Below are 23,447 nucleotides of genomic sequence, written 5' to 3' on the forward strand. Positions count from 1 at the left end.
GAGTTATTGCGGCAGCAATACCTCGCTGCCGATTATAATTTTTATATTTAGATTTTTATTTGTAGGGGTACTCAGAGTCAGAGATTCACATCTTTTTTAGATGCACAATCAAGGCAGACTCTGGGTCGAGAATAGGTAAGGTCAATCCAATCTCTTTGAGGTTATCGCCGCTTAAAGTCAGAGTTTTATCTAACCATTGAGGGCGTTGCTTCATGAGCTGGAAACTGGTTTGTGGCATCTCCACTAACTTCACTTGATACAGCGCACTGTCTTCCACGCAGCTAATACGAAGTGGTGATGGCAGAGCGTATTCAGGCATGGCCAACTGACACACGGTGATCAGCATTTCATCATCATTCTGCACCCCATAGATGTTCTGGTTTTTGTCCGCGGGATCCATGCGGAAACTACGACCTGAGTGCAAAATATGGCGGAACTGCTTATGCAGAGAGATGTAGTGAGAGAAAGCTTGCTTCTCTTGTTGCGACTCTTTAACCGGGTCAAGTTCAACGCCCATGTGCCCCATCAAAGCGGTGACACCACGCATATTGATACTGTGACGACGATTGGTTGAATGGCACTCAGCAGGGCCAATGTGCGCACCCATAACTTCTGGTGGGAAGAAGTAGCTCATGCCTTTTTGAATGGCTTGTCGTTCCAATGCATCGTTACAATCGGATGCCCAGAATCGATGTGTTCTTTTAAGGATTTCAAAATCAATGCGACCACCGCCTGATGAGCAAGATTCAATCTCGACCTTAGGGTGTGCTTGATTCAGTTGATCAACGAGACGATACAAGGCTTGAGTTTGACCATGCACCGCCGCCTTACCTTGGTGGCCCGGCTGAACTAATTCACGGTTCATATCCCACTTAAAGTAGCCGATATTGTACGTAGTCAGAAGCGTATCAAGGCGAGAGAACAAGTAGTCAAAACACGCTTCATTCTGCAAGTCTAAAACATACTGCCAACGACCAGAGGGTTGATGATAACCTTGCAAACCAAGCACCCAATCAGGGTGGTTACGGTATAGGTTTGAGTCTTGGCTGACCATCTCAGGTTCAACCCACAACCCGAACTCCATCCCCTGTTGGTTAACGTGTTCAATCACAGGTTCTAAGCCATTTGGGTATTTCACTTCATCGAGGTACCAATCGCCTAATGCCGTTCGTTCACCATCACGACCAATAAACCAACCATCATCAATAATGAATCGTTCAACACCCATCGCGCTGGCTTCCGTTGCCATCCGCATAATGTATTCCGGTTTATGGTCGAAGTAGATACCCTCCCAAGTATTCAAGTGCACTGGGCGAGGTTTATCGGTAGGGAATTGAATAATGTTGTCACGAACAAACTGCTGAAAACGTTGAGCAATACCGTTCAAACCAGAATTGCTGTAACAGCCATAGAGCCAAGGTGTCTGGTAAGTTGCCTCTGGTTCTAGAATCGATTCACCCGCTAGCAATAACTCTCCCGCTTGTACAAAGCGGCGGCCATCACTACGTACATCAGCGCGCATTTGGTGGTTACCACTCCAACCTAAATGGAAGCCCCACACCAAGCCGTTCTGCTCTGAGAACCCTTGAGTGCCTGCAAACATGCCAGGGAAGTTTTCATGTGAAGTACGACCGCGACGGTTCTCTTGCATGAAGCCGCCGTGTTCAAAACGCTGACGTTGCGTTTGGAACTCATGACACCAACGGCCATGGAACGTCATAAGCTCGTTAGCATGATTCGGCAATGGCAGCGTTGAAGAAAGCTTGTTCAAGTAGTATTTATTGCTGCCTTTATTGGTGACGGTTACACGCTTTTGGACGACGTCAGATTCGAAATCCAGCTTAATCTCTACCTTAAGGTTCAGTTGAGCAACCTTGTCTTCAAGGAAAAAACACGCCTCTTGATCTTGAGCATCGTAACGAACGGTCTTAAAGACAGGAGCCCAATCACGCCCTTCTCTGTGACCTTCAATGCCTGGAGCGTTAAAGTGTCCACTGCCTAACTCAGGGCAAAGAGAAAGTGGCACATCCACATCAAGTCGAGCTTGAGAAATCGGTCTTTCTGTCGAAAGCAGAAGATCTTCATCAATACTTGCGATCTTTGCCCCCCAATGCAAAACCTCTGGAACACGCCCTGATTTAATGATCAAACTATGGTTTTTACTCTTTAAGTGAATAAATTCGTTCATTACTAATCTCTATTGTTTTCGTAAACATAATATAGAAATAATAGTGAACCCATCACGCCAGATTAGTATCCAAAACCCACAAAATCGTGATGTAAATTGGCTTTAATATTCGAAAAATTTGCACAAGATCGACTGTTTCCGGAAACATTTTTAATGTTTTAAAAGACATTTATTTGAGAGTGAGCAGAGTTTAGTTTGGTAAATTTCGGTAGGATTATTTCACTCTAAAATATTCGATGAGCAGAGCGATGAGTATCACCTTCAAAGACGTAGCAAAACTGGCAGGGGTATCTACCCAGACAGTATCTCGAGTAACCAATGGCTCACAAGACGTCGCGGAATCCACCCGCAACAAGGTTAACGCCGCCATAAAGCAACTGGGTTATGTACCCAATAAAGGTGCTCAAATGCTCAGTCGAGCCAAGTCCACCAGCGTTGGTTTAGTCACGCTCGATATGGCACTGCATGGCGCAGCAATGATCGCCAATGGCGTGCGAATGCAGGCTCATGATATGGGTTATGGCGTCGCTTTCTCTGTTGTTTCCGAGCCTAATCTCGCGAACACCCGTGAGGCTATTCGTGAACTGATGGCTCAACAGGTCGACAGCATCATTCTCAATGTGCCTTTAAAGAGTGCAGACGCCGAATTGCTGGTAGAACAATATCAACACTTGAACCTCATCTTCATTGATGTCCCTTCTAACAGCCAAGTTAACTATATATGCGGCGATCACGCCGAGGGCGCAAAGCTGGCGGCTCAGCATCTTATTGAAAATGGTCGCTCTGAATACTTGTTGATCAGCGGGCCTAACGAATCCAGTGCCTCACAAATCCGTCTTCAGAGTTGGTTGGGTGTGCTATCAGATGCAAACTGTCAGGTACAGTTTCAACATCAAGGAAACTGGCAAGCGGAAAGTGGCTACCTTGGCATTCGAGACGCCGTTGCGAAACAAATCCCATTTGATGCTGTGTTGGTCGCCAGTGATCAAATGGCATTAGGGGTTTTACGCGCACTGCAAGAACTGCAGATTCCAGTCCCTGACAAGGTTGCGGTCGTCGGCTTTGATGGCATCGAGGACAGTGCGTTTTTTAATCCACCACTGACCACCATCAAACAAGACTTCACCACGATTGGTCGACAAGCTGTGGTACTTGCAGAGAAGCTCAACGCTAACTCACAAGATGCTTTACTGCAGCACCATATCGAAACTGCATTACTCCCAAGAGAAAGCAGCCAACCTAAGGTGACGGCTCACTATGAAAAACAAGAGATCGAGCAACTGCTGAAAAGAATTCAGACCCTTTTGCCAGAATCGACATAAAAGAAAAAGCGCTAGGGGGAGCTAGCGCTTTAAGACCAACTAAGTCCGTTTAGCCTGGTAGTTTTTTAAGCTATATCATGAGGATATAACCAATTTTTTTACTTAGGTAAATCAAAAAGCCTATTCTTTACGACTGCCTTGAGTCGTAAATTAAGTATAGTCGGGTTCTTATAATAAACCGGATTTTTCTAAAATTAATTCATATGAATTTGACGATTAACCGACACAATAAACTATTCGGAAATCACAGATGAGATCGCATTAGTAATCAACTTTCTAAGTAGTTTATTTTTATCATCTAAATGCTTTGCCTTTCTATAAACAAGCTGGATATCAAAATCTGGAACATCAATAGGTGGCTTCACAGCTAGTAAGGTTTCTTCACTATCAATATCCTTGCGCACGACTAGCTTGGGGACAATACACAATAGTTCTCTGCCACGAATGAGTCGTTTAACAGTTAAAAAGTTACTGGAAGATATCGCGACTTTCCGGCTTAAGCCGAGTTCACCTAAACGAGTGTCCACTCCCGTCTTTAAAGCCCCTGCAGGGGAAACAAGCGCGTGCTCGACAGCAACAAATTGTTCTAGCGACATCGGCTCCTCAATAGATAGAACCGATTGATCAAGTAAACAAACATGTTGCTCCGTATACAAATGCTTTGTTCGATATTGCTTTGGTACCTCACCAAAGCTGCCTATCGTCATATCAAGCTTGGCATCGTCAAAGACTTGCTGATAGTTAGATCGATTTACGTTGAACAACGCAATTTGAGAATCAGGAGAGGACTGTTTAATGAGATCAAACAACACTGGAGCAAACATCTGCTCGGCATAATCGGTAAGACCAATCTTCCAACTGCCTTTGTAAGTTGTTGCATCAAATGATTTAGAGAGTAGTACTTCAGATTGAATGGTATTGAGCAAGGCATCGACAGTACTGGATAATTCAATCGCTCTATCCGTTGCTTCCATCTTGCTACCTACCCGCTCAAACAGAGGATCATCAAACAACTTTCGAAGTCGTTGAAGGCTATGACTCATTGCAGACTGACTGACATAACAGCGCTCAGCCGCTTTACTTACACTGTTCGTTTTGTATAACGCTTGCAGAGCTATCAATAAGTTAAGATCGATACCTTTCCAGTTAAAATCAGCCATCCAGAAGAACCTATTTCATTAATAGTTATAATTAAAACAATTAATTTGAATCATAGTGCAAGTCACCATAAATTACGCTAAACATTTATCTGGAATCGATCATGCTTTCAATTTTTAAAACATTTTTCTGGCTTGGCTGGATTAGCTTTGGTGGGCCAGCTGCGCACATTGGCTACTTCCGTAAAACCTTTGTTGAGAAGCTTAATTGGCTATCTGATGAAGAGTACGGGCAAATTGTCGCGCTTAGTCAATTTCTACCCGGCCCAGGTTCAAGCCAAGTTGGCTTTGCGGTTGGCTACAAAAGAGGTGGCTTAACGGGTGCGATTGCAGCGTTTATCGGCTTTACTTCCCCGTCTGTCATCTTAATGTTGATATTAGCTTTGGTGAGCAATCAACTATTGGAAGCACCTCTGTTTAATTCAATCATTCACGGTTTGAAGCTACTCGCAGTGGTGGTGGTTGCTGATGCCACATTTGGCATGTACAAAAACTTTTGCCAATCGAAAGTCGCGACCGCTTTATGTGTCATGACTGCCGTGGTTCTCCTGTTGCTTCCTGGGATCTGGCCACAAATCTTGGTACTTCTATTTGCCGCAATCATTGGCAGCAAGTTTTTGACCTCACAAGACATCAAAACGGTTCCATCAACACACAAGATCTCCATAACACCGCTCGTTATTTTTGTTGCGCTGTTGGTTGGCCTTCCTCTGTTCAGTGCATACTCTCAAGGTATTGAAGTATTTGGTCTGTTCTATCAAGCTGGCAGCTTAGTATTCGGTGGCGGTCACGTGGTACTTCCGTTGCTACAAAATGGTATTGGTGACCAACTGTCTCAAGATGCCTTCTTAACAGGTTATGCAGCAGCACAGGCAGTACCAGGGCCTATGTTTACACTTGCGACTTACTTAGGTTATGTATTGATGCCATCGGCACCGATCACAGGCGCACTACTCGCAACGATTGCTGTGTTCTTGCCGGGCTTCTTATTACTATTAGGTGTGTTGAAAAACTGGCAAGCAATTGCGAGTAAACCTTTGGTGGCTGGCGCTCTTACTGGTGTGAATGCGGCGGTTGTCGGTTTATTGTTGGCAGCGCTATATCAACCGATCTTCACAAGCGCAGTGAGCAATGGTTTAGACTTCGCTTTGATCATTGTTGGCGTGTGGCTACTAAAAACAATGAAGATGCCAATCGTATGGATGGTAGCTCTGTTTATTGCAATAGGGTTTGGACTCGGAGTTATTTAATATAATGCCCACTAATTCTAATTAGTGGGCATTATAATTTTCGGATTATGCGACCGTTGAGATAGTGGTTATTCTTCTATCTGTGTAGAGGCTGGACTGGCATCGTCTTGGTTAAAAGACTCTGGGGGAATATACACATCAGCACGTCTGTTTTGAGCTCTACCTTGAGAAGTTCTGTTACTTGCGATTGGCTCAGACTCACCCAATGATTTCAGGGTCATTTTCTCTTTTTCAACACCGTAAGTGAAAAGCTGTTTAGAAGTGCTTTGAGCTCGATCTAGCCCCAACCCTTGGTTGTAAGCTTCACTGCCCACCCAATCGGTATGGCCTTCAACCGTCACTAAGTAGTCATTGTCTGCGAGATGTTTTGCCACATCAACAAGCACTTCACGAGCAAGAGGGGTCAGATAATAACGATCAAAGGCGAAGTTAACACGAGCAACAAGCTGCCCTTTGTCACTATCAAAGCTAGCAATACCAAGGTTTGATATATAAGTGAGACAATCACTTGGATCAGTGATCAACTGTGAGCGCTTAAGAAGCTCCCACTTGAGAGCTGGATCATGACTTCCCTCATGAATTTGCCAATAGCCATCACGATGACTAGCCACCCCTTGAACTTCACCAATTTCGATGGTGTGAGAATACTCTGAAAAAGTATTCCCACAATATTCTACTACCTGATCACTAATCTCCTGCCCATAACTAGAGAAAGAAACAAGCATACCTATTGCTAGCATTGTATTTTTCATCTTTACTCACCCATATAGTCTCGATACACCAGTACCTCGAGATCCTTTCTCAATTAAATTTTGAATACGTTCAATCAATTCTTCGCGACTACGTACATCGATAATATCTTCATCAGGATTTAAGACACACTTCTGAAATCCATTTTGTTTAGTCGCATCAAAATCAACACCTATAACACCTATATACAGGCTGCCATCCTCAGATTGAAAGTGCTCTCTTGCAGCATTGCACATATTGGCATCAACTAAGTCGGGTAAAATACTCGTATATGGATATTCTTGACCATCACTCAAAATAATCATAATTTTGACTCTTTGACTGTATTCATCAATCTCCTGCTGACTAGCCGAATTACTTGGCATACCATCATTAAGTACTTGAAGCCCTCTTAAAATACCTTGATATGAAGCCGTATTGCCTCCTGAATTCATATCCTGCATTTCTTCAATCAAATCAGAATCACTGGTAAGAGGAATAACATAGTGACCTATGCCATTAGTCATCGTCATTGAGCTATTGTAAATAACATTAGTATCCGCTCTAAAGTCAAATTTTAAATCTGTATTATCTCTTTTATAGTTAAACATATCATCAACAGATTTCTGATAATCTATATACTCTGGTATTTCAAGACGTCTAGATTTAATATTTAAAACATCCAACACTCTCTTAGCTTGTTTGTGCTGATTATTATTCCCAATATTAGGGCAATCAAATATATCATCGGCACAATCTTCGACTTCACTTAATGTTCTTTTTGACCAAAAACGCCAATTGACTTTTTCATACGTTTTAGAGGAAACAGAAGAGTGGTAATCACTTCTATACCTCAACTGACTTCCTGAGAATAAATTGTTATTAATTTTATCCTGAACTCTGAGGTTAAAAGGAACAATCGCTAGACGGTTAAGCACTGTAGAATCACCTTCACGCACAACCAAAATATTATCAGCAAGATCTGAAACAGCTAGTTTGAGAGTTTGAATCTTTGTATTTACATCACCACTTGCCCCACTCCAATCCCGATTCATTGATCCTGAAAAGTCAGTGACTAGCACAATGTCTACTAATTTATCACCTAGATAGTAAGGATATTTCGCGGCGAGCGCTGAGCCTGCAAGCTTTTGATTTTCATCGAATGAGGGAATTAAATTACTCGCAAACCACGAATTATGGGTAGTCACTGCTGCAACTTCATATTGAATTTTCTCGGTATCATCATTCGCCGCAGTTGGCTCCTCATAAGTCCTTACTGTCGTGATATCTATATGCTCGATACTACGCACATAATCATCAACATATCGAGTCGCTAAAGCATCTGCTTCATTCGATTTATCATCAATTGTTATTGCAAGGGCAGCAGCTTGTGCAGCATCTCTCAAACGACTTGTTTCTTGTATATATCGAGTTCCCTCGAGTGCAAAAACTGACACGCCTAACAAAGGTATTAACGTCAGTCCAAGCCAAATTGCGGCAATACCTCTCTGACGATGAGGACCGCGATTAAATGTATTTGGGTTTATCATATCTACCTCCCAACCATCACCGAACTCGATGAAATGGTTATTTCTGATAAATTAGCAATCCCCAACAAACGTGCAAACCAAGATGAATTACTTTCACATAATGACACTTGGTAAAGAGGGAAAGAGACTCCGTTCTCTACAGGAACCAAAGCCTCTTTCGATGAAATTAATGGTACATTACAACCTAAGTTGTTGAACTGGTCACTTTCGAATGAATCAATATTTGCAGCAGAGCCATCGTGCATAGCTTCAACTCTCAGCGCTACGCTTTCTGGAGCTGTGTTTAGCAGACGAGCGGCAATAATGACCATTTCATCTCTATCATCACCAGTTAAGATGACATTTTCATCATAATATCGAGTGCGCTCTTTCATTACGTTAACCAGAGCAAAACTCACTCGGTCGAGTTTTGCTCTAACCAATAACTTATGACTCACGTCACTCATAAAATAAAATATGGCTATAACGACAAATAAAATGAGTGCTAACTCAACGGTAAAGGCGCCACGCTGCAGTGTTGAGTTGCGTTTTTTTCGAAAGCCTCCATTGTTTGTTAATTCCGATATGTTCATCTAACACTCTCCCAACCCTCGTGCTCGAGAGTAAGTAACACTGAAGATGAAATTATTTCAGAATTTCCACCAAGCAAAGGTAAAATAGGTTCATATTGATAACTCAATGATATTTCGGCAAAGGAATATCCCGAATCATCAATCAGCATATCGGCATCATTAAGATAATTATCAGATAAAAGATCCTCATAGCTCACATAATATTTACCTGCCATTGAAAAGTTATCAACAGGCGTCAGTGAAGACCATAATTTACTTTCATCATTCATCACGTTGAAAAAGCTGGTATTATAACTGGTGTATGAATCATCTCCCTGAAAAACAGTCGTTGACCTAACCGATTCTCTGAGCGCAAACTCAACCAAATTTGAGACGTAAATCCGATACGCCATTTCGAATATCATTACCGTCGCCGTGATGAGAATGATGATGCCTAAAGCCACCTCGACGGTTAGAGACCCCTTAGCATACTTGACTATTCTTCTCATATTGAACTCCCAGCGCCTGAAGATAGGCGTCTAGACATGGTTGTAACTTCATTGATTGAATAACTACTACCTAAAACATCACTGGCTTGTTTAACATGACCTAACTTAATCAAAGCAATAGCTAAATTTGCCTGAACTTTTTTATTTTTAGGATCAGACAAGTACAATGGAAGTAATAAATCAATCACTTCTTGATATCTTCCATCAGCAAACTTAATCAATGCCAAATTATTCTTTATCGCAGTATCATTGTAGCCTTTGATTCTGGCATTATTAAAATATTTCTCGGCTAACTCATAATCTCCATTCATGCAGTGAGATATCCCCAATAGAACATCTACTTCTGCCGTATTATTTCCCAACTCAATAGAACGTAGATAAGACTCTACCGCCAAAGCATCGTTATGATCTGCATTGTAAACTTGACCTCGTAATTGAGATAACTCCCAATTAACAACTTTCAAGCCTAAAAGATAATCACTATAAAACCTTGCTGATTCAATATCACCCTTATCAAAATAAACTTTAGCTAGCTCCTGCATAGAAACTGTATCGTTGGGTGATTCTTCAAGCTTACCTTTATAATAGGTAACTAAACCATCATAATTACCCACTCGCTCCATGCTATCAACTTTATCGTCTAGACTTAGTTCAGGTTGACTTGAAACGCAACCGGCTAACAACATCAATAAAAGAGTAAAAATAAAATATCCAACCCTCATAATACGCTCCTAAATAAGACCCATTTGAACAAATCCAGGTGCTAAAATTAAGACAACGATAGGCATCATAATAAGTAAAATCAAAGGTATACTCATTTTAGCGGAGAGTTTACCCATCTTTTCCTCAACGGTAAGCAACTGCATTTTACGCATATCCTCAGCTAAATCAGATAAGATCATGGAAATAGAAGACCCGTATTGAATATTTTGAATAATAGTCAAAACAAAGCTCGACATTTCAGGGGAAGGAACGCGTTCAGACAAGTTGTATAAAGCTTTATCGATACCCTGAATCTTGCCAAAGTCTGACGTTTTTTTTATCTGATAGCATAAATCACGATCAAAGGTTTCTAGTTCCTTTGACAAGTAGGCAAAAGATGCCTCTATTGTCATGCCGGTCTGCACACAAACAGACATCATATCTAGTAAATAGGGAAGATTTATCGAAATCTTTCTGACAACCGCCTTTTGCTTTAAACTTAAGATAAGATCAGGGAGGAGTACAGCAGTGATCACACTAACAACCACTAATATAAACTCAGTTTCTATAGCAATGTCCGCTATCCAAACAAAGAATAAGAGAACCGCGAAAAATAAAACTTTAATTGGAAAATAATAAATAGCCAGTTGAGGGCTGTGAATACCAGCATCTCTAATTTTTTGCTCGAGTTCACCTCTGTGCTCTTTACCAAACTTGACAATGAACGAATTAATCCTAGAGGTTTTATGTCTTTTATGTGTTGTACTTAAAAGCATCTCTATTCTTTTTTCTTTCTTCAGGCCAACTAACATATTCATTATTAGATACAAACCTAAAGCCACCGAAATTAGTAGGATAATAGTATTCATAATCTTACCCTTTTAACAAGAACCCATACGATAAATAGTCCTAACAACTCACTACCTAACACATAATAAAGTATCCATTGTCCTTCTGGGTCATGTAGAATAAATTGAATATTATCTGGATTCACAAAATTTAGCATAATAGCAAAACACAACGGTATAGCTGCCACTATTTTGGCTGATATTCTCGCTTCAGACGTCATCGCCATTTTTTTTCTTTCCATTGCACGTGCATCGACTAACACTCTAATCAGCCTAGCTAACACTCCCTTAAGTTGGCCTCCACGATTCAGATTGGCTCTTATTGCAATCGTAAAAAAAATGTATTCTGGGTAGGGAAAAACCTCACAAGATCGTTTTAAAACATCCTCAGAACTTTCACCTAGACGAAGTCGGTCACCCATTAACTTAAATTCACGTCCAACTTCACCATCCATATTCCCCCCAACAAATACAAATGCCTGCATCAAACTTTCACCAGCAGTCACCGCACTCATTAATATATTCAGTGCATCAGGAAATGTCCGCTGAAATATTTTTCTCCTCACAGTTTTCAGTCTGAAGTAACCGAATAATAACAAACACAAGATTGAAGCTGCCAGAATAAACACTGAACGAATGTAAAAAAAATGATACACAATATAATAAGATATCGCAGTACTAAAAATGACATAAAGCAATATAATAAGCTTAGATCTTGAACCTAATATCCCTATAGTTGGATGTATATCTCTTCGAATGTTTCTCCAACTCGCCTTAGGGAGCAGTCCACTTATATCAATAACTGAAATATCATCTTCTTTTTGCGCATTTTTCAATTCTGGAAAATAATCAACCACTTTTGATTTTTTATCATCAAAGAGTAAAAATATAGCAATTCCAAATAAAATAAAAGAGATCCAAATGATCATGTCCCTACCCCTTTAAAGGATTCCATCAGTTCATTATATAAACCGAAAAAGTGGGCTTTTCGTACCAAGTGGGATCGCTGCATGATACCTTCTGTAACAAACTTGCCTTTTACATTCTCACCATAATTGACTTCATCATATTGGAAGGAAAATATCTCTTCCATGACAACACTATCCCCTTCAATTCCGACAATTTCTGAGATGCTTGTTACTTTTCGAGAGCCATCTCGTAAACGGTTCACTTGCACAACCAGTTCAATTGAGCTGACGATAGCCTTACGAATAGCATCCAATGGCTGGTTTAAGTTTGCCATCATAATCATAGATTCGACTCGGCTGATAGCATCTCTTGGTGTATTAGCATGTAGGGTAGACATAGACCCTTCGTGACCGGTGTTCATCGCCTGCAGCATCTCAAACGCTTCTGAACCACGACACTCACCAAGAATAATGCGATCAGGTCGCATACGAAGCGCGTTAATCACCAAATCTCGCTGCGTCACGAGACCTGTACTTTCAATACTCTTAGTTCGCGTTTCAAGTCGAACTAAATTAGGCTGTTGAAGCCGAAGTTCAGCAGCGTCTTCTATTGTTATCACCCTCTCATCATCACTAATATAATGTGATAAAGCATTGAGTAACGTTGTTTTACCTGAACCTGTACCACCAGAAATCAAAATATTTAACCGACAACGAGAAGCAATCGATAGCGCCCTTGCCATATCTAAAGACATAGAATTAAATTCGACCAAAGATTCCATCGTGATATTTTGCTCACGGAACTTACGAATAGAAATCGTCGTACCATCTAAAGCAATCGGAGGAATAACGATATTTACTCGGCTACCATCTTCGAGTCGGGCATCCACTGTAGGGGATAGCTCATCAACTCGGCGACCAACTCGAGAAGCGATTTGTTTAGCAATATTGAGAAGTTGGTCTTCATTGACAAAAGTAATATCTGAACGTTCCAATTTACCGTACTTTTCATAAAATACTTCATTTGGGCCATTAACAAGTATGTCAGTTATCGAAAAGTCTTCAACAAGCGGTTGAATAGGTCCTAATCCAAATAGCTCATCTAGCATACTTTTAACAATACTTGACCGCATCATTGCCGTTACTGGACGCTCATTATTGCTAGAAAGTACATCAACAGCACTTCTAACTTGTCCCTCTAAATCATTGCGATTCATGGTTTGAATCGCTTCGACATCAAGCGCTTCAAAAATCTGAGTGCGAAAAGATATATATAGCTCTTTAGTTGTGCTCATCGTGCCACCAGTCTATTTAACCAACCCTGATGTTTTTGCACTGATTGACCATTTATTAAGTTTGATAGGTCCTCAATTGTTTTACGAATACTTTTCTCATGTTTATGTGCTCGCTTACCTTCTACAATTAAATGAGACAGCCTTTTACAATAAGGCATATCAATATCAACTTTTGATTCAAGGTATTTTGTTATATCACTTTGTCCAATAACGAATGTACTCTCTGGTCTATGATGGTTGGCCAGAGTAATTATTCGAGTTCGACGACTTTGTGACACTTGATTTTGTTCGAGTGCTGATAGCAATGCACGTGCATTTCTTACTGATGAAACGGAAGGTTCTAGGACAACGATGATTACATCATAAATTTCTATTAATGCATGTGGGGTAATTTTAAAGTCGATACTTCCAGAAAAATCCTCGATAATAAAATTAGCACTTCTATTTAATAGTTCACATAATGTTTGATTATAATCATAAATGAATTTTTGGTCTTGCTCTCCTTGCAATGACAGCAGTCTAAAATTTTTCCTCACTTGCGTTAAATAACTTAACGCTCCGTCATTATCTAATTCATGAATTGGGACAGAATATTCATCAATCAATCTAGATTGAAAATTTTCCAAACCAATTAACACATCGATATTTGAGTCACTGTATTGGTGATCGACTAATATTGTATCAATACTTTGCGTAGATAACATTGAACTCAACTCAGTGGAAATCAGAGAAGTACCAACCCCACCTTTACTACCCACAACAGCAACGCGCTTTGCCTTACGCTTTTCACTCACACCAGAAAAAGATTCTAAATTTGCTTGAACATTTAGTATAAAGTCAGAAAATTCAAACTTATTAATAGGCCAATATAGATAGTAAAATCCCATTTCTTTTAATTCACGAAGCTTAACTATAGAGTCCTGCTGTCCTATAATGATCAGCCCTTTTCGGGTAGGAAGATGACTAGCGAAATTTTGAGCATCGTCCGCCATTGTTTCTGAGTTACATAACTCCAGTAAAACAATGTTTGATTTTTGTTCTTCATAAAACTTTTTATTTACATCCGTGTTTTTAATAAATTGTGGTTCATCCCAACCTTCAAATTGAAACATTTCTTTTACGAGATCAACACACTCCTGCGATTGATACACTAATACGCAATCAGATGGACCATTATTAATGCCTGACAAATCTTCCGAAGCTGCGGACTCTTTCATTGTTTTAACTAAATCAAACATTATAATCCCTCCACGAGCCTTTCCTTGTGAATAACCTGCCCCACTCTTGCCGCTTCCACAAAACAGTTTTGGCTTACATCAACACCTTCTACAGAAGCAAACTTACACTTTTCCTGCAATAGAGAGTGGTAGATCACTGTAATTTTAAGATCTTTGTCTAATTCGATATTTTTATGCACACTGAACGACTCAGCAGACAGTGGTAACTTTTCAAATTCATTCACAACATTGTCAATCAAATTTTTTGAATTTCTATTCCTATACTCAAATTTATAAGAGGCTCCGGGATCTATATCGTTAACTTTAGCGATAAGATTACTTAACTGCTCTTTGGTTTCAGGAATAGATTTGACACTAAATTTATAGATATGAGTCTCTGGGTAGACTAAGTATTCACTACCTTTGCCATTAAGATAACGCTCCGTGCAACCCGAGATAAGAAACATCATGACCACTATTACAATTAATTTCTTCATTGTATAAATCCTCCTTGAGATAACAGTTCAATTGTAGGATCACTACCACTGTTTGCTTCAGCTGGAGAATCGATATTGAGCCAACGATGAAATGTAGAAGTCTTATGCATTTGAGGCAGCTGTACCTTCTTACTTTTTATTGGTTGAACCAAATTCACTGTCGCGACAATTAACAATTCGGTTCTTCTTCTATCTGTCGAAGATTTTCTAAATGCCGCGCCTAAAATTGGAATATCACCGAGTAGGGGGGTTTTCTGTAACTCTTCCAAGTCAGAGCTGCTCATTAGCCCGCCCAGTACGAAACTGTCACCATCACCCAACTCGATCGTCGTCATGGCTCTACGCGTTGCCAATTGTGGAACCTCAATGCCTGCCGCTCGAATATACCGCTCGACTTCGCTCACTTCGGGAAGCAACTGCATACGAATACGCTCTTCGCTCATCACATTGGCCGTCAAACTCAAACGAACACCGAACTCTTTAAACGTAATGTTTATATTATTGTTCGTGGTTACGATTACGGGAATTTCCCCACCGACTAAGAAGCTCGCGGACTCACCGGAAATAACGGTCAGATTTGGTTCTGCTAAAATTTGCGCGACATTTTCATTGCCCAATGCTGTAATAACAGTTGTAAGGTCAGCAGCGTCGAACTGTTGGAATAGAAATTCTCCGACACCAGCCCCCACGCTTGACCAATCAACACCGACTGTCTGCGCAAAATTTTCAGTTACTTGAGCGACCGAGATTTTGACATTAACCTGTTGCGCTGTTGCGACCTCAAGTAGCTCTAAAATCCCATCCCAAGTCATATTTCTAGCAAAAATCATATCTTGTGGTTCTGGAATATCGATAAGATCGGTTTCTATTTCAAGCAATCGAGTGGCTTCATACCTTGCTACTTTCTCACGCCCCAGCAGGGTTGCGACCATCCGATATATATCATCACGCTGCTGGTTAGAATCAACCACACCGCTTACCGCAACTTGCATTCCGACGGACTCTAGCTTAATGTCTAGCTTTGGATAATGGAGTTTAATCTGGCGACGAACTTGGCTCAGATCCACATCGACGATGATTTTCTCGGACAATAGTAATTTATTGTTTTTGCCATAGATTTCGAGTCGCGCTTGCCCCACTTCTTTTGCAAAAACGACAATTGTTTTTTCATCGATAACATTATAATCGGCTATATCTGGTGCGCTAATAAACACTGTTGTGATCGTTTCATTGAGAGAGATATGCTGTCCTTCAAATTGAGTAATGTATCGCTGTGAAGCGAATACCATTGAGTTTATCAACAGCAGATTCATCACTAATACCCATCTCGTTATCTTTGCTGTTATACCCATTACAGTTCGCCCCCTTGAACGGTCTGACGTCTTGAACCTCTTAACTCCGACACTCCACTATAATTTTCAATAACATTTCTAACGTCAGCATCAATCGGAACTTCATAGCTATTACTGCGATACACCTCCAAGTGCATCGTTTTTTCAGCAAGCGACACTCTTGCAATATCTACCGGATCAATCTCAATAATGACAACAGCTTGCCCGGTTTCCTCACCTGCGGATGCCGCCGGCTGAAACGTAGAATCGAGATTACCATCATCACCTTTGCTGCCACTCGACGTACCGAGCACCTTAGCTCGCTTAAGAAGCAAATTAGCATTAACACCATTAAAGCCAATACGTCTATCAAGGTCACCGGACAGATTTTCCACCGGCGAGCTTATTGATAACACATCAACATAAATTCCAGGTCTTATATAATCTAATATTAGGTTAGTACTGCTGACTAATAGTGGGTAAGGCTCTTTACCTTCTGATATAAGCAAATCAATATATCCAGGAGAACCTTTTTTATTTTGGTATTCGGGTAAAACCAAATCACCTTGGGATAAATTTCTATTAAGTAATGTGGCTGGAGAAAAATCTAAATTTACATCAGCCTTAATCCCTTCCCCAATGGCCAAACTCTTAAGAATTTGCTCTCTCTTAACCAAAGAAGCATCGATCGGTTTCCCCTTAACGAGTTGGATGTTTGCTCGCCAGACCTGAACGTATTCTTCAGTTTTTTCAACCGTAGGTTCACTCGTCTTATTTAGGTTCTGATATATTCCATAACCGCCGATTGCAACAGCTGCTACAGCAACAAACAGACTGAGACTTTTTTTCATACAAAACCTCCTGTTACAACATTTTTGAAAATGACCAGAGCAAAACCACTACAGATCGCAACGCCATATGGAATACCTTCATTCGTCGGTTTTAAAGTGCTTAATCCATCCCAAATATTGGAACCATATTTCCCACAAAAATGAAGTAGTAGATAAGTAACAGAAATAACTCCACCAATCAAAATCACCAATATAGTGGCTACAAACATATCGTTCGCTGGTATCGCTAAAGAGAAAGCCCAAATAAGCTTAACATCGCCCCCACCAATAAAATTTGCTAACCAAAAACTAATAAGAACGACACCTAAAACAAAAACAATCAATATCTTACTAAAATCTGAGGTCGTAAACCCTAAAGTAAAAGAAGCTATCGCAATAATTACGACATATAAATTAGGTATTTCTCTCTCCGTTATATCTTTAAAACATATTATCAAACTAAAGAAAATAAGAGTAATAAATGCGGATATATATAACATAATTTACTCTCATAAAAATTTACAAGTAACACTTTATCAAATGAAGTTATTAGCTACCTAATGTCAAATTTCGGTAATATTAGGTAGCTAATCAAACCTAAAATTAGTCGCCAAGGCTAAGATTTGTTTTAATAGTTGCAAACGACGTTTCCAAAGTGTCTACAAAACTAGTCGCATCTGTATAAAAAACTGCGATTAACATGGTTGCCATTGCAACAGCGATTAACCCATATTCAATCGCGGTAACGCCTTTTTCATCATTTTTAAGGTTATTCAAATAATTGAGCATATTTACGTAAAGTTTAGTAATCATGATGCCATCCTTTTTTCATGCTTCTAGTGCAAAGCAATTAGATCTTAGTAATCAGATCACTTTCTCACATTCGTTTACTATCGGTTTCCCCGATATCAAAACCAAAAATACACGCGATTTAAAAGTGGTTATTTTTTCATATTACTTATCTAATTAATTTTAAGGGATTTAGCTTCTAAATTAATATTTATTCTTGAAAATTAAGTTCATTGCACCCAAAGTTAAAATGTGATCTACATCACACTTTAATTTCAAATAGTGCCAATTCAGATTATTAGTATTAGCCTAATACTTACGGTGCAAAGCCTGTAGGAGGGAGATATGAGGCTCACTTTAGACAATTTAATCTCATTTCATACTGTTGCCTCTGAAGGTTCGTTCAGTTGTGCTGCGAGGAAACTAGGTAAATCGCAATCAACGATAAGTGGAGCGATAAAAAATCTAGAACAAGATTTAGGATATTTTCTTTTTGATAGAGGTGGTCACACCGTATCATTAACCGATAAAGGAAAAAAAATATATGCGCTAACCACACCAATAATAAGCAAACACAAAGAGTTAAGTAACATTGCTAAAAATCTATCAAATTCAAATTTAACAAAAATAAAAGTAGGTATTGACCTACTAATGCTAAATTCAAATGTAAGAAATGCTCTTATTGAATTTTCTGAGGAGTTTCCAGAAGTTGAGATAAACGTTGTAACAAAACCAAGCTATATTTTAGGTGATTATATCAATCGTAAGAAAATTGATATCGCGATAGGAAACCCCTATCACAAAACCATCTATAACTTTAATATAGAAGAATTATTTTTAGTTAATTGCATTTGGGTGGCGAGTAAAGAAGTCGTTCAAAACTCAAAATTCAATTCAAAAAACAATCGATTGTTATTGCTTGATGGATATAAAGATATTATTGATTATTCCATCATTTCAAGCCATAACATTTGGGTATTGGATGATATTAGTACTATCCTTGAACTCTGTAGCGCAGGGAAAGGGATAGCCCTTCTTCCACAGCATATCATTGAAACCAAAACAGTAATGAACAAATTAATAAAAATACCCAGTGATACTCAATTGTTTGGTAAACAAATATATGCGTCCATGATCTGGCCATTGCACAGTGAGTTTGGAAAATATCATCAGTGGATTCATAACAGACTAAGAAGTACCTATCACCTATGAAACATGAACAACAGCTCTATTAAAATATGAAGTATCTCTGTCTTTCAGCTTCATTGATATTAATTAGTTTTAATAGTGAGATCTCAGCGAAAGTGACTTATATGAGAGACTCGATAAACTCTTATGAAGAACTGCAAGAAAATCAAAGATTGCAGCGAATTGTGGTTCCGAAAAGCAAAAGAATACACGAAATACGAGCTTCCAAAACCGATCCACCCGTACTTCTATCCCATAAAATCACTGACAGCGTCAGCAATAAATATACAATATATCAAACTCACATTGAGCGTTCTGCAACAAAGTGGGAAATTCCATCATCATTAATCGTTGCTATGATACACGCCGAAAGTTTCTTCGACCCAAATGCTGTTTCCCACGCCTCTGCTATTGGATTAATGCAAATTCTTGTTAATGGTGGGGCTGCTGAAGTTTCACGCGAACTTTATGACAATAGACCTATCAGAGCACAAGATCTCTTTATCCCTGAATTCAATATTGATGTAGGGACCGCTTATTTGCATCTCTTGGAGACGAAGTATCTCAACAACATTCGCTCCTCTAGCGCGAGAAGACTACTAGCAATTGCTTCCTATAACTGTGGCTTATCTAATCTAATGAAATACTCCTTCGGTGATAAAGACATCAGTTCATTCTCCAAAAATATCAATAAGTTATCAGTTGATGAGTTATATACAATGCTAACAACACAATTACGTATTGCAGAAACAAGAACTTACGTAGCAAAAGTGTACAAACTAAACAAGCAATACCAAGCCTTGCTCAACTGATGCATATATTCTTATATGGCGATGGCGATCATTAAATTTCTAACCTAAAATTTGAATTGATAACAGCTCTGGTAATTGAATACAGTGGCAGGGTTGTTTCGATAATATCTTATAATAAACCGTGGACTTACACGTAGCGGATACCGAATCAAAAATAGCTGTAATTTCTTATCAATGTGGCTACAAGGATGTGTCGTATTTTTCAAGAATTTTTAAGAAAAGGACGGGCGTAACCCCTGCAAGCTACAGACGTGCCTGCACAGATAACAGAAAACGCTAATTTTACTCCCTAAAAGAAAAAATCATGGTACATTTAACATGATTTTAACAAAAATAACCAAAAATAACTTAGCGAAAAACATGGAGTTAGACAATGATTCAGCCTAACGAGTTTAGCCAAGAACAAGCAACAGCTCTCCCTACACCCGATGACATGATTTTAAAATGGGCAGAAGAACGCCCAGATGAAGTCTATTTGAAACAGATTATTAACCGCCAATTTGTCGAGTTTACTTATAAAGAAGTAGCCGACAAAGCTCTGAAACTGGCGTCAGCATTAGAAGGACTCGGAGCCCAACCTGGCGATCGAGTCGCTCTCGTATCGAAAAACTGTGCAGAGTGGTTCATCTGCGATCTTGCCATGATGTTAGGAGATTTTGTCAGCGTCCCAATCTTTCCAACAGCGGGGGCAAATACCATTCAGTACTGTATCGAGCATAGTGAAAGTAAAATTGTGATTGCGGGTAAGCTTGACGATCCTAAAGCCACTCAAAAAGTACTTGATGACAATCCGAGCTTGGTGAGTATTTCACTGCCATACGACAGCGCAGCGAAGTGCCAACACACTTTCGAGCAGCTCATTGAGACACATGAACCATCAACCAAACGTCCTCAGCATCACGACGATAAGCTGATGTCACTTGTTTATACATCGGGTACATCAGGGTTACCAAAAGGCGCAATGCTCACCTACGGCGCGTTTACTTGGTCTGTTCAAAGGTTGATTGACCATATTGGAATCCAACCTGGCGACCGCCTGTTTTCTTATCTACCGCTTGCTCATATTACAGAACGCGTTTACATCTTTGGTTCTTCAGTTATGGGGGGCGTGGTTACGGCTTTCCCTGAATCTTTAGACACCTTTATTGATGATGTGAAAATGCATCGCCCTACATTGTTTATCTCAGTTCCTCGCTTATGGACTCTGTTCCAGCAGCGAATCCAAGACAAATTGCCACAGAAGAAACTGAACTTCTTACTGAAGATTCCGTTTATCAACAACATCATTAAGAAGAAGCTTGCTGATGGCTTAGGGTTAGACCAAGCTCGCGTTCTCGGGTGTGGTTCTGCACCTGTATCACCCGCTCTACTCGCATGGTACGAAAGCGTTGGTTTACACATTACCGAAGCGTGGGGGATGACTGAGTCTTTTGCTTACAGCACATTAAATTATCCGTTCAGAGCAGATAAGATTGGTACCGTTGGTAATGCTGGTCCTGGCATTGAACTTAAGATTGCCGAAGATGAAGAGATTTTAGTTCGTGGTAAAGGCCTATTCTCTGGTTACTACAAGAATGATATTGCAACCCAAGAGTCTTTTAACTCGGATGGTTGGCTTCATACCGGTGATATCGGTGATATCGATAGTGAAGGTTACCTAACGATTCGTGGGCGTAAGAAAGATACCTTTAAAACCGCTAAAGGTAAGTTTGTTGCCCCTGTACCAATCGAAAACAAACTGTTTGAGTACAGCCGCGTAGAAATGATGTGTTTGATAGGTCTTGGCCTACCTGGTCCAATCCTACTGGTGGTACCGCATGACTTCCCTAACTTTGACCGAGCTCGTTATGAAAGAACGACAAAGCGCGTTATCGAGAAAATGAACGAGCAGCTTGGTTCACATGAGAAGATCAAAGGTGTACTGATGATTAAGGAACCATGGAGCATTGAGAATGGCGTGTTAACCCCGACTCTCAAAATCAAACGACATATCCTTGAGCAGAAATACCATGAAGTTGGCCATAACTGGCCGAAAGATAAATTGGTGGTTTGGGAAGAATAATCAAAATCGAGAGGGAGCCATTATGGCTCCTTTTTTGGCAGCAAAGTACGCTCAACCTTAGATTAGCCAGTCCCTCCCCTAACACTGCCACTCACTCCCAAAACGATTTTTTCAGTTCCTTATCAACTTGTTCCTGTGTAATCCCTACATCTCTCAACAAATACTCTGGTAGCTCAGACAGCTGCTTTCTGGTTCTACGATTTTGAAAGTACATGCCTAATTTAGAATAGAATTTCTTAATTGATAATGATGACAAAAATGAATGGTTGGTATTTGCGGTTGCTGTGATCGTATCCATAACCTTTCTCCTGTTGATCTCTCGCTTTGTTATGGTCAATAATCGACCAATAGAGCAACATCGACAAACGATAGATACTGGCATTCAGTTAAGGAAAACTAATGTGAGAGAGCGCACCCCACCTTTCCAAGGGATCTACTATTTTTATACTGCGGCTGAAACAGGCAGTTTTAAGCTTGCAGCAGAAAAGCTATTTGTCACGGCTGCAGCAGTCAGCCAACAAATTCGCCAACTTGAAGAATGGTTAGGCGCAGACCTGTTTATTCGTCAGCACCGAAAAATAGTACTCACTCATGAAGGTGAAGTGCTTTACCTGCAAGCTAAGAAAGGCTTTGCTCATATTCAAGATGGGGTAAGACGCATCAACCAAGATCCTAATCCCACTCAGCTATCGATCTCTACCGTACCTTCCTTTGCTCAGCATTGGCTCGTACCGAGAATTGGCAACTTTCGCGATCGCCACCCTGATCTATCTATGTTAATTGAGCCGACCAATAAGCTAGTCACATTTGAAGATTCTAATGTCGATATCTGTGTTCGATATGGTCATGGAAATTACCCTAACATCGAATCACGCTGGTTGATGGACGAGGTCATTTACCCGGTTTGTCACCCTATCTATCAAGAGAAACACGGTATCTATGACATCGACGATCTGCATAAAGCGGAACTGATTGAAGACCGTTGGCCTGATATGGATTGGAATCTATGGTTAGACGTTGCTGGGGCGAAGGCAGGACGTTCATCATTGCAATTTGACGGCTCACATTTTGTTTTAGAGGGTGCATTATCCGTTCAGGGCGTTGCCTTGGTTAAGCACAGCTTGGTGTATCGCTATTTGCAGGAAAAGAAACTCGTCCGAATCGGTAATATCGCGCTGAAGCCTAAATACAATTACTTTTTATGCGCGCCTCCAGGTTACTTCCATCGAGAAAAGATAAAACGCTTCGAAGAATGGATGCAGACTCAAGTTAAATTGTTTGGTGATACAGGTAGAGAAGAGCTTTCGATTATCCACACCGATTACGAACTCAAATGGTCGGATAATTCATAAAGCGAAACTGGTATACTTAGCTCAAATAAATGGCGAGAACATCTCATGACACAAGACAATAATCCACTTCACGGTATCACTCTACAGAAGCTACTGACTGAATTAGTTGAACATTACGGTTGGGAAGAGTTGAGTTACATGGTGAACATCAACTGCTTTAAAAAAGACCCGAGCATTAAATCGAGCTTAAAATTTTTGCGTAAAACAGATTGGGCTCGTACCAAGGTAGAGCAGATTTACATCGACTTAAAGCGTTAATCTCTCCCTACTTTATCTGTCCCGTGTTGATTAAATACGGGACAACCCCTGTGTCTACTTTTTAGGGGCCATATCAATATCACATCTCGCATCTCGCATCTC

At 40.1% G+C, this 23,447-nt stretch carries 24 protein-coding genes and 1 pseudogene; 8 read left to right on the top strand and 17 right to left on the bottom strand.

Going from position 1 to position 23,447, the window contains the following annotated elements:
• Positions 1-85: 85 nt before the first annotated feature.
• Positions 86-2,188: an alpha-galactosidase gene (locus tag AB4161_RS15975; RefSeq protein WP_102398350.1), complete on the bottom strand. Its 2,103-nt coding sequence runs from the start codon at positions 2,186-2,188 to the stop codon at positions 86-88.
• 248 nt (positions 2,189-2,436) lie between these two features.
• Between AB4161_RS15975 and AB4161_RS15980 the strand changes: the two genes are divergently transcribed.
• Positions 2,437-3,510: a LacI family DNA-binding transcriptional regulator gene (locus AB4161_RS15980; protein ID WP_102398363.1), complete on the top strand. Its 1,074-nt coding sequence runs from the start codon at positions 2,437-2,439 to the stop codon at positions 3,508-3,510.
• A 233-nt stretch (positions 3,511-3,743) separates the two neighbouring features.
• On the opposite strand, the gene AB4161_RS15985 is transcribed toward AB4161_RS15980, so the two are convergent.
• On the bottom strand, positions 3,744-4,670 hold the full coding sequence (locus AB4161_RS15985) for a LysR family transcriptional regulator (protein ID WP_372083604.1): 927 nt from the start codon (positions 4,668-4,670) through the stop codon (positions 3,744-3,746).
• Positions 4,671-4,771: 101 nt separating this feature from the next.
• Here AB4161_RS15985 and chrA point away from each other — a divergent pair, with 101 nt between their 5' ends.
• Positions 4,772-5,917, top strand: coding sequence for a chromate efflux transporter (gene chrA / locus AB4161_RS15990; RefSeq protein WP_372083605.1), 1,146 nt, complete (start codon positions 4,772-4,774; stop codon positions 5,915-5,917).
• A gap of 68 nt (positions 5,918-5,985) precedes the next feature.
• Here chrA and AB4161_RS15995 read toward each other — a convergent pair whose 3' ends face one another.
• From AB4161_RS15995 to AB4161_RS16060, 14 genes are all read right to left on the bottom strand, one after another.
• Complete coding sequence (locus AB4161_RS15995) at positions 5,986-6,669, bottom strand: OmpA family protein (protein WP_372083606.1); 684 nt, start codon at positions 6,667-6,669, stop codon at positions 5,986-5,988.
• Between the two features lie 6 nt (positions 6,670-6,675).
• Positions 6,676-8,196 carry a TadE/TadG family protein gene (locus AB4161_RS16000; protein ID WP_372083607.1) on the bottom strand — a complete coding sequence of 507 codons (1,521 nt, stop codon included), beginning with the start codon at positions 8,194-8,196 and terminating at the stop codon, positions 6,676-6,678.
• 2 nt (positions 8,197-8,198) lie between these two features.
• Positions 8,199-8,768 (bottom strand): tight adherence pilus pseudopilin TadF, encoded by a 570-nt coding sequence (tadF, locus tag AB4161_RS16005; protein WP_372083608.1) that lies wholly within the window; start codon positions 8,766-8,768, stop codon positions 8,199-8,201.
• Positions 8,765-9,256: a TadE family protein gene (locus AB4161_RS16010; RefSeq protein ID WP_372083609.1), complete on the bottom strand. Its 492-nt coding sequence runs from the start codon at positions 9,254-9,256 to the stop codon at positions 8,765-8,767. The genes tadF and AB4161_RS16010 overlap by 4 nt, the downstream gene beginning before the upstream one ends.
• Positions 9,253-9,978, bottom strand: coding sequence for a tetratricopeptide repeat protein (locus tag AB4161_RS16015; RefSeq protein WP_372083610.1), 726 nt, complete (start codon positions 9,976-9,978; stop codon positions 9,253-9,255). Before AB4161_RS16015 ends, AB4161_RS16010 begins: the two co-directional genes overlap by 4 nt.
• Positions 9,979-9,987: 9 nt before the next feature.
• Positions 9,988-10,827, bottom strand: a complete 840-nt coding sequence (locus AB4161_RS16020; protein ID WP_372083611.1) for a type II secretion system F family protein — start codon at positions 10,825-10,827, stop codon at positions 9,988-9,990.
• On the bottom strand, positions 10,824-11,732 hold the full coding sequence (locus AB4161_RS16025) for a type II secretion system F family protein (protein ID WP_372083618.1): 909 nt from the start codon (positions 11,730-11,732) through the stop codon (positions 10,824-10,826). Before AB4161_RS16025 ends, AB4161_RS16020 begins: the two co-directional genes overlap by 4 nt.
• Positions 11,732-13,009 carry a CpaF family protein gene (locus tag AB4161_RS16030; RefSeq protein WP_102428928.1) on the bottom strand — a complete coding sequence of 426 codons (1,278 nt, stop codon included), beginning with the start codon at positions 13,007-13,009 and terminating at the stop codon, positions 11,732-11,734. The genes AB4161_RS16025 and AB4161_RS16030 overlap by 1 nt, the downstream gene beginning before the upstream one ends.
• Positions 13,006-14,247 carry a CpaE family protein gene (locus tag AB4161_RS16035; RefSeq protein ID WP_372083612.1) on the bottom strand — a complete coding sequence of 414 codons (1,242 nt, stop codon included), beginning with the start codon at positions 14,245-14,247 and terminating at the stop codon, positions 13,006-13,008. Before AB4161_RS16035 ends, AB4161_RS16030 begins: the two co-directional genes overlap by 4 nt.
• Positions 14,247-14,723, bottom strand: a complete 477-nt coding sequence (locus AB4161_RS16040) for a hypothetical protein (RefSeq protein WP_372083613.1) — start codon at positions 14,721-14,723, stop codon at positions 14,247-14,249. Before AB4161_RS16040 ends, AB4161_RS16035 begins: the two co-directional genes overlap by 1 nt.
• Positions 14,720-16,036, bottom strand: coding sequence for a type II and III secretion system protein family protein (locus AB4161_RS16045; protein WP_372083619.1), 1,317 nt, complete (start codon positions 16,034-16,036; stop codon positions 14,720-14,722). Before AB4161_RS16045 ends, AB4161_RS16040 begins: the two co-directional genes overlap by 4 nt.
• 38 nt (positions 16,037-16,074) lie before the next feature.
• Complete coding sequence (locus AB4161_RS16050; protein ID WP_017060821.1) at positions 16,075-16,905, bottom strand: hypothetical protein; 831 nt, start codon at positions 16,903-16,905, stop codon at positions 16,075-16,077.
• Positions 16,902-17,384 carry a prepilin peptidase gene (locus AB4161_RS16055; protein WP_372083614.1) on the bottom strand — a complete coding sequence of 161 codons (483 nt, stop codon included), beginning with the start codon at positions 17,382-17,384 and terminating at the stop codon, positions 16,902-16,904. Before AB4161_RS16055 ends, AB4161_RS16050 begins: the two co-directional genes overlap by 4 nt.
• A gap of 103 nt (positions 17,385-17,487) precedes the next feature.
• Positions 17,488-17,697, bottom strand: a complete 210-nt coding sequence (locus AB4161_RS16060) for a Flp family type IVb pilin (protein WP_372083615.1) — start codon at positions 17,695-17,697, stop codon at positions 17,488-17,490.
• 321 nt (positions 17,698-18,018) lie between these two features.
• Here AB4161_RS16060 and AB4161_RS16065 point away from each other — a divergent pair, with 321 nt between their 5' ends.
• The 4 genes and pseudogenes from AB4161_RS16065 (at position 18,019) to AB4161_RS16080 (ending at position 21,735) form a co-directional block, all read left to right on the top strand.
• A complete protein-coding gene (locus tag AB4161_RS16065) occupies positions 18,019-18,885 on the top strand; it encodes a LysR family transcriptional regulator (protein WP_017060824.1) in 867 nt (288 codons plus the stop codon).
• 101 nt (positions 18,886-18,986) lie between these two features.
• On the top strand, positions 18,987-19,673 hold the full coding sequence (locus tag AB4161_RS16070) for a transglycosylase SLT domain-containing protein (protein WP_157939983.1): 687 nt from the start codon (positions 18,987-18,989) through the stop codon (positions 19,671-19,673).
• A 136-nt stretch (positions 19,674-19,809) separates the two neighbouring features.
• A pseudogene (locus AB4161_RS16075) lies at positions 19,810-19,953 on the top strand (helix-turn-helix domain-containing protein); the annotation flags it as partial.
• Between the two features lie 93 nt (positions 19,954-20,046).
• On the top strand, positions 20,047-21,735 hold the full coding sequence (locus tag AB4161_RS16080; RefSeq protein ID WP_372083616.1) for an AMP-binding protein: 1,689 nt from the start codon (positions 20,047-20,049) through the stop codon (positions 21,733-21,735).
• Positions 21,736-21,826: 91 nt separating this feature from the next.
• Here the strand turns inward: AB4161_RS16080 and AB4161_RS16085 are convergent, their stop codons facing one another.
• Positions 21,827-22,033, bottom strand: a complete 207-nt coding sequence (locus AB4161_RS16085; RefSeq protein ID WP_102393184.1) for a DUF1127 domain-containing protein — start codon at positions 22,031-22,033, stop codon at positions 21,827-21,829.
• Between the two features lie 103 nt (positions 22,034-22,136).
• Here AB4161_RS16085 and AB4161_RS16090 point away from each other — a divergent pair, with 103 nt between their 5' ends.
• Both AB4161_RS16090 and AB4161_RS16095 read left to right on the top strand, forming a co-directional pair.
• Positions 22,137-23,087 carry a LysR substrate-binding domain-containing protein gene (locus AB4161_RS16090; RefSeq protein ID WP_372083617.1) on the top strand — a complete coding sequence of 317 codons (951 nt, stop codon included), beginning with the start codon at positions 22,137-22,139 and terminating at the stop codon, positions 23,085-23,087.
• Positions 23,088-23,132: 45 nt separating this feature from the next.
• Entirely contained in the window at positions 23,133-23,345 is a 213-nt protein-coding gene (locus AB4161_RS16095) for a VF530 family DNA-binding protein (RefSeq protein ID WP_012604684.1), read from the top strand.
• Positions 23,346-23,447: the final 102 nt, after the last annotated feature.

It is taken from the genome of Vibrio sp. 10N.286.51.E5 (assembly GCF_041469125.1).
Classification (GTDB): domain Bacteria; phylum Pseudomonadota; class Gammaproteobacteria; order Enterobacterales; family Vibrionaceae; genus Vibrio; species Vibrio crassostreae_C.